Origin of the sequence: Schaalia sp. JY-X169 (assembly GCF_014069575.1) — a bacterium.
Taxonomy (GTDB): domain Bacteria; phylum Actinomycetota; class Actinomycetes; order Actinomycetales; family Actinomycetaceae; genus Scrofimicrobium.
In genome coordinates this window covers 1,796,726-1,807,720 of record NZ_CP059675.1, presented here as the reverse complement: position 1 = coordinate 1,807,720, position 10,995 = coordinate 1,796,726, and the positions used below count along the sequence as shown (strand labels likewise).

Genomic DNA, 10,995 nt, shown 5'->3' with positions numbered 1-10,995 from the left:
TTTACGGGACCGACACCTGTGCCACTTTGCCCACTCCAGAGAGAAGGATCGGGCCATCGAAGTCGGAGATGAACAGGGCTTGGCCGCGGGAAATGGTGGTGGTGCCAGCCAGGGTTTCGATGCCCACTTGGCGATTAAGGCCAACCAGGATGCGGGGGCCTGTGCCGGGAAGGCGCAGGGGGTTCGGAAGGTTCGGGTTGCCGGCGTTTGGGGAAGCGACAGTTAGTTCAAAGTCTTCAACGGGGGAGCGGAAGAGGTCAATGCCCGGAATAGGGTGCTCCGGGGCAATACGGGTCGGCGGGATACCATCAAAGTTTGCGCTGTCCAAAAACAGTTGGGGGTCAATGTGTTTTGAGGTGAGGCCCGCACGGATGACATTGTCAGAGTTTGCCATCACCTCCAAACCCAGCCCACTCTGGTAGGAATGCACGGTGCCCGTTGGGACAAAGGCTGCTGTACCAGGAAGCAAATGCAGGTAGTTCATCAGGAAGCACATGACGATCCCCGGTTCGCCGGGGAAGTCAACCTGCAGTCTTGCGATGATCGAATCAATCTCTGGTTCAGGGGAACTGCCGTCACGAAGACGTTCAGAGCATGCTGCCGCAAAATCCTTCACCTGGGTGGGGGTGGGGCCATCCTCAGAATCTAGAATCCACGACACAACAGGTTTGACACCCCGGCCCGCTGCCAGGCGCAGGCGACGGGAAAGCCTGGACGCCAAGTGGCAGTCCAACCCCTCAAGGCGGGCCCGGGCTTGGCGTCGCACACAAAATCCCACCAGCGCAACAAAATCAGTGAGCGCGTAAATCATTTCAGGCTTGTGAGTGGTGTCCTGGAAAACCCTGCTCGTCGCCCCAATGGGGATACCTGCAGCGTTGTCCTGTTCAAAGCCCTGCACTGCCAGGCTACGTCCGGGATGAACCTGCAGAGAAAGAGCTCGGGCCGGAGCTATCAGTTTCACCAGGTAGGGGAGCTGATCGCCAAACATGTACTGGGTGGAGGGCCCAAGGAAAGCCGTTGGGTCACTGTCTATGGCAGAGCGCAGGTCGGTGCCGGAATCAAGTAATCCCGGGCCCAACTGGTGCGCGCCAAACCACTGTTCCGCCCAGGGTAGACCGTCCTCGTCCTTCCCCAAAAAACTGGGAATCAGGCTTGGTGAACCCCAGTCGTGGTTCTTGGTGACACCGCTCAGTCTGTCCACTGGTTCCCTGTAGGTTGTTTTGGGTGGGGCCGCTCTAATTGTGGGCTGCGTAGTACTCGGCGAGAGTATCCGTCTCAAATGCCTCACGCAACTGTGCCATGCCCTCCGGGTCCAGCAGAATGATGGACTGACCGTCGGCCGAGGTGCCAACCCCGGTGGTCGGTGCAGTCATGAAGTAGAGGTCGGACGTGCGCACGTTCCGCAGGCTGGCGGCCGTCTGCACAATGTACTCGGTTGTGACGCCCTCGGTAACAGCCAGGTAGGGGGAAATCGCGTCAACCATTGCGATCAGACGGGTTGGGTTCGTGAGAGTCTCGCTCGAGATCATCTGCTTGACGACAGCCTTCATGTAGGCCTGCTGGTTGCGAACACGCTGGTAGTCCCCGTCGGCGAAGTTCTTGCGCGCGCGAACGAAGTCAAGAGCCTCTTCGCCGTTCAGTTTGATGTCGCCTGCTGGGAAGTTGTGACCGTTTGCTTCGAAAGCAACCGTGTTCGTTACAGTAACGCCGCCGAGGGCGTTGGTGAGATCCTTGAAACCCTCAAAATCAATGACAACGACCTCATCGATACGCGTACCAATCAGACCTTCAACGACCTGAACGGTAAGAGGAAGGCCCCCGTATGCCATGGCTGCGTTGATCTTTGCCTCCCCAAACCCTGGGATATCAACCCAAGAGTCGCGCATGATGGATGTGAAGTAGATGCCGTCACGATCCGCGGGCAGGTGCATGACCATCATGGTGTCAGAGCGGCTATCCTGTGGTCCGTCCAACGTGCCCTCGTCGATAGCGCCTCGTGTATCTGACCCGAGAAGCAGGATGTTCTGAGCGTTGTCCTGGCGCTCTGCGGGACGGGTTTCTTCCTCGGGGAAGGCCTCCGTCAGTGTCTCAGTATTTCCTTCGTAAGAGGTCGAAACGCGAGTCACGAACCAGCCGAGTACTGCGGCCACAGCCACAGCCGCTGCGACCAGAACAGCAAGGAGGGTCAACCCGATTTTGCCGCCCGTGGTCATTTTTGTTCTGGCGGTGGGGGCGGGTTTGCGCGTCCGGATCCTCGGGGTTTGCTGGCTCATGTTTCGCTTCCTGCAATGCTAATCGGACAGGTTTAACCAGGGTGTTATTCACGCCCTCTAGGACTCTACCAACGCACTGTGGGGAGCTGTCAGTGGATTCGCGCAACTAGTGAGACATCACGCGCGGCGCCCTGAGATGCTGACAGCGCTGTCATGCCGTACAGCTTCAGGGCCGGGGAGATGTGACGTTCGCGGTCCTCGGGTGTCCAGGGGTGTTCCCTCTCTTCCTGGTGGATGCGCCGTTCTTCCAGTTCGGCCGGGTCAACAAGCAACTCCAGCTTCGCCTCATTGACATCAATGAGGATGCGGTCCCCGGTTTCGACGAGGCCGATGAGGCCGCCCGCCGCGGCCTCGGGCGAGACGTGGCCAACTGAGATTCCGGAAGTGCCGCCGGAGAAACGTCCGTCTGTGATGAGGGCGCACTTGGTGCCCAAACCGCGACCCTTGATGAACGAGGTGGGGTAGAGCATTTCCTGCATGCCGGGACCACCCGAAGGGCCCTCGTAGCGGATCACCACGACATCGCCTTCCTTGACTGTCTTGTCGAGGATCTTTTCAATTGCTTCGTCCTGAGATTCAACGACGAGGGCGTTTCCTTCGAACCGGAACAGTGAGGGGTCAATGCCGGCTGACTTCACGATCGCGCCCTCGGGAGCGAGGTTGCCGTAAAGGACGGTGAGACCGCCCGACTTGACGTATGCGTTCTCAACGTCGTGAATACACCCACCCGCGGCATCCCGATCAAGTTCGGCCCAGCGGTTGTTGGTTGAGAACGCCTCGGTCGTGCGCTTGTTGCCGGGTGCGGCGCTGAAAAGGTCGATGGCCTTCTGGCTGGTCTTCCCACCGCGAATATCCCAGGCTTCCAGCCAAGACTCAAGGTCGGGCGAATGTATGGAATGGACGTCGTGGTTCAACATACCGCCACGGTCAAGTTCCCCGAGGAGGGCTGGAATGCCACCGGCGCGGTGCACGTCCTCCATGTGGTAGTCGTTGTGGTTCGGCGCCACCTTCGACAGGGTTGGGACCTTGGCACCGATGCGGCCGATGTCAGCGAGGTCGAAGTCGATCCCGCCCTCGCGCGCCACCGCCAGGATGTGAAGGACGGTGTTGGTGGAGCCACCCATCGCCATGTCCAGGGCCATCGCGTTCTCGAAGGCCTCCTTTGTGGCGATGTTGCGGGGCAGAACGGAGTCATCGTCCTCGTTGTAGTAGCGCTGGCACAGGTTGACGATGATTTGCCCGGCCTCTTCAAACAGGGCTTTGCGTGCAACGTGGGTGGCAAGAGTCGAACCGTTACCGGGTAGGGACAGGCCCAAGGCTTCGGTAAGGCAGTTCATCGAGTTAGCGGTGAACATGCCGGAGCAGGACCCGCAGGTCGGGCAGGCCAGCTTCTCTAGGCGCAGTAGTTCGTCGTCACTGATCGAGTCGTCGGCAGTCGCGTTCATGACGGTGATGAGGTTGCCGTGACCCATGGTGGAATCGCCGATGATGGAATCGGCGGGGATATTCTTGCCCGCCTCCATGGGGCCGCCCGAAACAAAGACCACGGGAATGTTGAGGCGCATGGCTGCAAGCAGCATCCCCGGGGTGATCTTGTCACAGTTGGAAATACACACCATGGCGTCCGCGCAATGAGCCTGCACCATGTACTCCACAGAGTCGGCAATTAGTTCGCGGGAAGGGAGGGAATAAAGCATCCCCTCATGACCCATAGCGATACCGTCATCAACAGCAATCGTGTTGAACTCTTTGGCAACGCCCCCGGCCTCGACAATCGAATCCGCAACAAGTTTGCCCATGTTGCGCAGGTGAACGTGACCTGGAACGAACTCGGTGAAGGAGTTGACGACAGCGATGATCGGCTTACCAAAGTCATCATCACCCATACCCGTTGCACGCCACAGGGCGCGAGCGCCAGCCATGTTGCGGCCGGCTGTGGAAGTTGCAGAACGGAGAGGCCGTGGCATGAGTTCCTCCTGGGAGTCCGAGCGGCCTACCTGTTCCTCTTATCCAACGCTGTTGACCGCAACTGGTGTTGCACCAGCTTAGGCGGCCTGGGTGAAGAGAAACTGATCCGTTCATCACGCGGCCAACTCTTTAGGAGCGCGAGATGTCGGAACCCCCTTTTAGACTGGGGGCATGCACGGAGAATACAAAGAGCCCGGTGGGAAGCTGGTAGTCGTCGACCTTGAAGAGGGGGTTGATGATGATGGTGTGAAGCGCGCGGTGGATGTGAAGATCTCGGGTGACTTCTTTGCTGAACCTGAAGACGTCATCTTTCGCCTCCAGGACGTGGTTGAAGGTGTGCCGACTTCGTCTTCGGCAAGCAGTATCGCCGCGCGCATTGAAGCGCAGTTGCGGCCAGACGACGTCTTGTTCGGGGTCAGCCCGCATGGCATCGGGGTTGCGATTAGGCGTGCGCTGGGGGCAGCCGTGGACTGGGATGACCTGGACTTTGAGGTGATTCACGGGCCATCTGTGAACCCTGTTGTAAATGTTGCGATGGATGAGACGCTGGTGGAAGATGTGGCCGCTGGAAGGCGGAAACCATTCATGCGGATTTGGGAATGGGATGCGCCGCAGATCGTCATTGGCTCATTCCAGAGCTATGAGAATGAGATTGACCCACAGGGTGTCGCCAAGCACGGCATCACCGTGTCGCGGCGGGTGTCGGGGGGCGGTGCCATGTTCATGGAGCCGGGGAACTGCATCACCTACTCACTGGTGATTCCCACGTCCCTGGTGGACGGAATGTCATTTGAGGATTCCTACAAGTTCTTGGACCAGTGGGTGTTGAAGGCTCTGGAGCGGGTGGGGGTGGAAGCGTACTACGTGCCGCTCAACGACATCGCGTCCGCCTACGGGAAGATCGGTGGGGCAGCGCAGAAGCGGTATGCCAACGGATACATGCTGCACCACGTCACTATGGCCTACGACATAGATGCTGTGAAGATGCTGGAATGCCTGCGGATCGGTAAAGAGAAGGTGCGGGATAAGGGGTTGCGGTCCGCGATCAAGCGGGTCGACCCCATGGCCAGCCAGACCGGGTTGCCGCGCGGGGAGATCATTGAGGTTTTCATCGATGAGTTCGCTAAAACCTACGGGGCGGTGCCGGGGCGGATCACTGAGGCAGACCTAGAGAAGGCGGAAGAGCGGGTACGCACCAAGTTTGCGACTGAAGAGTGGGTGCACCGGGTGCCCTGATGCAGGAATGGTAGAAAGGTGTTCTTGTGGAGGGTAGAATATGTTCATGAGTCTGAACATCAAGAATCAGGAGACGCATGCGAAGGTTCGCCGCCTCGCTGAACTCACAGGGGCAAGCCAAACTGCTGCGGTCGATGACGCTGTGGAACGACGCCTCAGGGAGCTGGGCGCAGATCCCAATCTTGACCGTCGAGCTGAAGTCAGAGCTGCGCTCGCAAGGTTCGCAGCTGCATTCTCGGATGAGGAAGCTCATGCCCTTCAGGAGGCTCAAGAGGCCCTCTACGATTCTGAAGGGTTGCCAGTGTGATCATCGATACCTCAGCCATCATCGCGGTACTTCGCTCTGAAGATGAATCTGAGCGAATCGCTGAAGCGTTGGCAAGCACCTCAGACTTGAGGATCTCTGCTGCAACGTACGTAGAGCTGTTCGCAGTCCTAAGTCGTTCGCGGGATCACACGATTGCTGCCAGGCGGCTCCTTGACGATCTGGGTGCTACCGTGGAGCCCTTTGACCATGCTCAAGCGAAGATCGCATCATCCGCATACGTGCAATACGGGCGGGGAAGCGGGCATCGAGCAGGGCTCAACTTGGGGGACACTTATTCATATGCGCTTGCGTGGATCACGGGGCAGGAACTTTTGTTTGTTGGGGACGACTTCTCACACACCGATGTCCTCCCCGCACTCCGATAGGCCCGGGGCCCCTAGTTGAGGGCCCCGAAGGCGGCCGTCCTCAGGACCACTTGGTTAGAGTCGAGAGTTGCTGGGACATCGAGCACGCAGGTCAGTCGCCATGCCCCCGTGTCATCGGGATCAGCAATGATTTGTCGGGACACCCACCAGTTGCGATCTCCGGCAGATGTCACTGGCACGTCCTCGATGTTGTCGACACCGAAGGCTTCGAGGACCTCGGCGCCCTCGGGTGCTTCGGTGAGGTCGAAAAACTCGGAGGCGCGCGCCACCTGGTCGATGCGCATCCACTCAAACTCATCCCAGTAGGGGTCCAGTGCTGCCTCCCAGCGCTGCTGGTCCCACGGCGACCCTTCTGGTTCAAGCGCAGCAAGGCGCATGCAGTTGTCACGAGACAGAAGCTCGACGCGCTTGAACATCTCGTTGCGGACCGCAACGCGCAGGGCGTGACGGTTGGAGCCAAAGAGGATCCGTCCGTCCTCGTCGGCTCCAAAAGCACGTTCAGCACCTTCGGCCTCGGCATCCTGGCGGGTCAGTGACGTAAGTTCCCCGCCGGAGGCGCGGGCTTCCATCATCTGCTGCCATTCAGCAAGCAGCGACGTATCAACTGACCCGAGCATGTCACCCATCCACTCGATGACGGCCTCGACCTCGTCGATCTGATAGTGGGCGGGCAACACCTGGCGCAGGGCTTTGTAGACGTCGGACAGGTAGCGCAGCACCACGCCCTCAGCATTGTTGAGGTCGTAGCGTTGCACCAGTAGCGAGAACGTCAACCCGTCCTCGACCATCTCCCGAACCACGCGTTTCGGCGACGGTTCGTACCCCTTCACCCACGGGTTGGTCTGCGCGAAAGTCGCGAACATGGGGACCAGCAGCTCTTCCAGGGGCTTGGGCCAGGAGATCAGCGCTAGAGCGTCGCGCCGCTCCTCGTACTCCATCCCTTCGGCCTTCATGGTCTGGAAAGCACGGTCCTTCGCCATGCGTTGTTGGGCGTAGAGGATCTGCCGGGGATCCTCCATGACGGCCTCAATGACAGAAATGACGTCCATGGCGAATGAGGGCGATTCTTCATCAAGCAGATCTAGCGCCGCCAGTGCAAACGGGGCCAGCGGCTGGTTGAGGGCGAAGTCGTCCGGGAGGTCGCCAACAACCCGGATCGCCGTGCCCGCCCGCTCCTTCAGGGGGACGCGCTCGATCAAACCGGCCTGGAGCAGCGACTTGTAAATGTCGCCGAACTCGCGAAGGAAACGGTTCGACTCGGCCTCGCCTGCGGGGAGGCGCTGGGAATCGGAGGCCTCACGCGCCAAGCGAAGGATGCGTTCCTCCGGGTCACCCGGACCCTCCAAGACGTTGAGGAAGGCTGCGTGGCTGGTGTGAAAACGAGGGCGGAGGATCTCGGGTTGGGCAGCGGTGAGGCGCTCGAAAGTCGCTTTGGTCCAGGACAGTTCCCCCTGCTTCTTAGGGGAGGCGCCCTTCTTCGCCATCTTCTTCTGCTTCTTGCGGTCCCCGGCCTCCTGAGCCGCGGACATGCGGGCGCGTCGGGCCAGGGCTTCGACCTCGGCCGGAGCTGCAATGGCCTTGACGTAACCAATAGTGTCAAACCCGGGGCGGCCAGCGCGTCCGGCAATCTGGTGGAACTCGCGGGCCGAGAGGTGGCGGGTGCGGGAGCCGTCGTACTTGACTAGAGACGTGAACAGGACGGTGCGGATCGGCACGTTGATGCCGACGCCGAGGGTGTCGGTCCCACAAATCACCTGGAGGAGGCCGCGCTGGGCCAGGCGTTCAACTAGGCGGCGGTAGCGGGGGAGCATGCCGGCGTGGTGGACGGCGACACCCTTAAGGAGCAGTTCCCGCAGTGTTTTGCCGAAACCTCGTGACAGTTCGACACCTCGCAGGGCGTCCTGGATTTCCGCCCTCGTCTCCTTGGGCACGTCGAGCGTTTTTCCCAGGGTAACGGCCGTCTTCACCGCATCATTTTGGGTGAAGTGGACAATGTAGACGGGGGCGCGGTCCTCTTTGATGAGGCGTTGGACGATGGGGTCAAGGTCGTCAACAAGGTACTCAAACTCCAGAGGAACAGGGCGAACGGCGTCAGAGATCAGGGATGTGTCACGTCCGGTGCGTTCCTTGAGCTCCGCCGCGATTTCAGCGGTGTCGCCCAGGGTGGCTGAGAGGAAGACGAACTGCGGGCTGGGCAGTTCCAGCAGAGGCACCTGCCATGCCCAGCCGCGTTGCGGGTCGCCGTAGAAGTGGAACTCATCCATGATCACCATGTCGGTGTCGAGGTCTGCGCCCTCGCGCAAAGATTGGTTGGCAAGGATTTCAGCGGTGCAACAGATGATGGGTGCCTTCGGGTTGAGGGCAACATCGCCGGTCACCATCCCCACGTTGGCGGCGCCGAAAGCATCGACAAGGTCAAAGAACTTTTCAGACACCAGCGCCTTCAGGGGGGCGGTGTAGTACGAGCGGCCCCCGCGCGCCAGGGAGATGAAGTGGGCGGCCAGCGCAATCAGCGACTTTCCACTGCCCGTGGGGGTTTGGGCGATGACGTGGTTGCCGTCCAGCAACTCCAAGAGCGCATCCTCTTGGTGGGGGTAGAGGGGGCGACCCGACTCTTCAGCCCAATCCGCAAAGGTTTCGTAGAGGGCGTCAATGTTGTCGGCCTGCTCCGTGTCGTCGAGTTCATCGAGTACTTTGTTTAGCGATCCTGGCACCATCTGTTGATCATCCCACGTCTGCTCTGGTGAGTCGCGCCGGATGTGCGCCGCGGGCGAAAGGAACGGATTTGGAGCTGCCAGGTCAGCGGTGCGCAGCTAGGATCGTTGCATGCGTATCGTGCGATTCTCCGATGGTTCCTCACCCAAATATGGCTTCCTCAAAGATGATTCCACAAGGATCTTTGTGCTGCGGGGGGACCCGCTGTTCTCCAAGATTGAGCTAAGTGGTGAGGTTTTCGAACTGGATGAGGTGCGGTTGTTGTCACCCGTCATTCCCCGCTCGAAAGTTGTGGGAGTTGGGCGCAACTACGCGGCTCACGTTGCTGAGATGGGGTCTGAGATTCCCGCTGAACCGGTGTTTTTCATCAAACCGAACACCTCCGTGATCGGCCCGGATGACCCGATTGTTCTGCCTTCGTGGTCAAACCATGTTGAACCCGAGGGCGAGTTGGCCGTCATCATCAAGACCGTCGCGAAGGACCTCACCCTTGACGCGGTTGACGACGTCGTTTTTGGTTACACCATTGGCAATGACGTTTCGGCGCGGGACAAGCAGAAACTGGACGGCCAGTGGACGAGGGCGAAAGGGTTTGACACTGCCTGCCCGCTGGGGCCGTGGGTGGTTGTTGACCCCGACCTCGATGTTGACAACCTGCGCCTCACCACCACGGTTGACGGCCAGGTGCGTCAGGATGATTCGACCTCGTCGATGATTGTTGGGGTGCGGGAACTGGTGGTTGCCGCGTCCCAGACGTTCACGCTTTTGCCGGGCGACGTCATCCTCACCGGCACTCCCGCCGGAGTGGCGCCGATCCACCCGGGCGACCGGGTCGACATCACCATTGAGGGCATCGGCACGCTGTCGAACCCGGTGGTGCGCCGCTAGGCCAGGCCCTCCCCGCCCACTACCGCCGGGCCAGGTCCGCGATCGCTGCCACGACCTTCTTCCACGGTTCGGGCGACATGGCGGCGTTGACGCGGATCCAGCGCTCGTAGCCCCGGCCCAGGGTCGCGCCGTCATTGACGCCCACTCGGTACTCCTCACGAAGCGTCACGGCCGGGTCCTCAAGCTCCGGATAGGCGTCGAATCCCAACCAGGTCAGGTAGGTGGCTTCAGGGCGGTGGTAGTCGACGTCTGTGCCCTGCAGCGCCTCGCCGAGTAGGTCCAAGTTGGCGTTGATCTGGGCGATTGCTTCTACCAGCCACTCGTCCGACTCCAGGTAGGCCGGGACCGTAGCCAACTGGCCAAGTGCTGCCGGGTAGCCGAATCGTGACTTTGGGGCGTCCTCGTACTTCTGCCGCAACGCGGCATCGGGCAGGATCACCTGGGCGCAGTTGAGGCCCGCCACGTTCCACGCCTTCGAGGCCGCAACGGCGGTGACGGTGTGTGCCGCGTAGTCGGGGCCAAGCGAGGCGTAAGAAACGAAACTGCCGGGATCGCCGAGGACGAGCGGGGCGTGCACCTCATCCGCAAAGACCAGGGCGTCGTACTTGCCGACCACGGCGTGCAAAGCCTGCAGTTCAGCCACGGTGAGACTGCGCCCGGTCGGGTTCCACGGATTACACAGAACGACCAGGCCCGCGCCGTTTTGCAGGGCTTCCTCAATGGCGATCAGGTTGAGCGCCCAGGCGTCCTCGTCCTCGTCCGATTCAGCATGGTGGAGGGAAGGAATCTCGATGACGTCGCGGCCGTGCTCGGCAGGGATGGTGAGGAAGGGCATGTAGGCCGGAGTGGGAACGATCACCGCGGAACCGGGCCGGGTAAGGGCGTCGATGGTGACGCGCAGGGAGGCGAGGATCGACGGGGCCAGGGTGACCCACCCCGGCTTGATGGCCCAACCGTAGCGGCGGTCTTCAAGCTCAACCAGCGCCTCCTTGACGGCCTCGCCCGCCCAGGCCGGAGGGTAGCCAAGAAACCCCTGCTCAACAGCCTTTTGGAGGCGTGCCTTCACGGCGGGGGAGGTGCCGAAATCCATCTCCGCTACCCATGCTCCAAGGGTTGACTCACCATCGGTCGTCTTCACGCCCGACCACTTTTGGGTGCCGGTTTCGTAGAGTTCGGCCTCGGTCGGAGTCCACAGGGTCATTCTTCGCACCTACTTCACTAG

9 protein-coding genes are annotated in these 10,995 nt (G+C 60.6%); 4 read left to right on the top strand and 5 right to left on the bottom strand.

Going from position 1 to position 10,995, the window contains the following annotated elements; translation table 11 throughout:
* Position 1 precedes the first annotated feature (1 nt).
* The 3 genes from manA to ilvD all read right to left on the bottom strand — a co-directional run bounded on the left by manA (position 2) and on the right by ilvD (position 4,240).
* On the bottom strand, positions 2–1,201 hold the full coding sequence (gene manA, locus H2O65_RS08030; protein WP_182141205.1) for a mannose-6-phosphate isomerase, class I: 1,200 nt from the start codon (positions 1,199–1,201) through the stop codon (positions 2–4).
* A 34-nt stretch (positions 1,202–1,235) separates the two neighbouring features.
* Positions 1,236–2,273, bottom strand: coding sequence for an LCP family protein (locus H2O65_RS08025; RefSeq protein WP_182141204.1), 1,038 nt, complete (start codon positions 2,271–2,273; stop codon positions 1,236–1,238).
* Positions 2,274–2,362: 89 nt separating this feature from the next.
* Complete coding sequence (gene ilvD / locus H2O65_RS08020) at positions 2,363–4,240, bottom strand: dihydroxy-acid dehydratase (RefSeq protein WP_182141203.1); 1,878 nt, start codon at positions 4,238–4,240, stop codon at positions 2,363–2,365.
* 172 nt (positions 4,241–4,412) lie between these two features.
* On the opposite strand from ilvD, the gene H2O65_RS08015 reads away from it, so the two are divergent.
* Genes H2O65_RS08015 through H2O65_RS08005 form a run of 3 tightly spaced genes read left to right on the top strand, consistent with a single transcriptional unit; the run spans position 4,413 to position 6,170 of the window.
* Positions 4,413–5,477, top strand: coding sequence for a biotin/lipoate A/B protein ligase family protein (locus H2O65_RS08015; protein ID WP_182141202.1), 1,065 nt, complete (start codon positions 4,413–4,415; stop codon positions 5,475–5,477).
* A 46-nt stretch (positions 5,478–5,523) separates the two neighbouring features.
* Positions 5,524–5,784: a type II toxin-antitoxin system VapB family antitoxin gene (locus tag H2O65_RS08010; protein WP_182141201.1), complete on the top strand. Its 261-nt coding sequence runs from the start codon at positions 5,524–5,526 to the stop codon at positions 5,782–5,784.
* A complete protein-coding gene (locus H2O65_RS08005) occupies positions 5,781–6,170 on the top strand; it encodes a type II toxin-antitoxin system VapC family toxin (RefSeq protein ID WP_182141200.1) in 390 nt (129 codons plus the stop codon). The genes H2O65_RS08010 and H2O65_RS08005 overlap by 4 nt, the downstream gene beginning before the upstream one ends.
* Before the next feature lie 11 nt (positions 6,171–6,181).
* On the opposite strand, the gene H2O65_RS08000 is transcribed toward H2O65_RS08005, so the two are convergent.
* Positions 6,182–8,887 (bottom strand): DEAD/DEAH box helicase, encoded by a 2,706-nt coding sequence (locus tag H2O65_RS08000; protein ID WP_398396087.1) that lies wholly within the window; start codon positions 8,885–8,887, stop codon positions 6,182–6,184.
* A 109-nt stretch (positions 8,888–8,996) separates the two neighbouring features.
* Here H2O65_RS08000 and H2O65_RS07995 point away from each other — a divergent pair, with 109 nt between their 5' ends.
* Complete coding sequence (locus H2O65_RS07995) at positions 8,997–9,773, top strand: fumarylacetoacetate hydrolase family protein (protein WP_182141199.1); 777 nt, start codon at positions 8,997–8,999, stop codon at positions 9,771–9,773.
* A gap of 19 nt (positions 9,774–9,792) precedes the next feature.
* On the opposite strand, the gene H2O65_RS07990 is transcribed toward H2O65_RS07995, so the two are convergent.
* Positions 9,793–10,974, bottom strand: coding sequence for a MalY/PatB family protein (locus tag H2O65_RS07990; protein ID WP_182141198.1), 1,182 nt, complete (start codon positions 10,972–10,974; stop codon positions 9,793–9,795).
* Positions 10,975–10,995: the final 21 nt, after the last annotated feature.

Bases quoted from the DNA above. Each gene is read 5' to 3' on its own strand.
- H2O65_RS07990 (WP_182141198.1), bottom strand. From the start codon at position 10,974: ATGACCCTGTGGACTCCGACCGAGGCCGAACTCTACGAAACCGGCACC.
- H2O65_RS08000 (WP_398396087.1), bottom strand. From the start codon at position 8,887: ATGGTGCCAGGATCGCTAAACAAAGTACTCGATGAACTCGACGACACG.
- H2O65_RS08025 (WP_182141204.1), bottom strand. From the start codon at position 2,273: ATGAGCCAGCAAACCCCGAGGATCCGGACGCGCAAACCCGCCCCCACC.
- H2O65_RS08010 (WP_182141201.1), top strand. From the start codon at position 5,524: ATGAGTCTGAACATCAAGAATCAGGAGACGCATGCGAAGGTTCGCCGC.
- H2O65_RS08015 (WP_182141202.1), top strand. From the start codon at position 4,413: ATGCACGGAGAATACAAAGAGCCCGGTGGGAAGCTGGTAGTCGTCGAC.
- ilvD (WP_182141203.1), bottom strand. From the start codon at position 4,240: ATGCCACGGCCTCTCCGTTCTGCAACTTCCACAGCCGGCCGCAACATG.
- H2O65_RS07995 (WP_182141199.1), top strand. From the start codon at position 8,997: ATGCGTATCGTGCGATTCTCCGATGGTTCCTCACCCAAATATGGCTTC.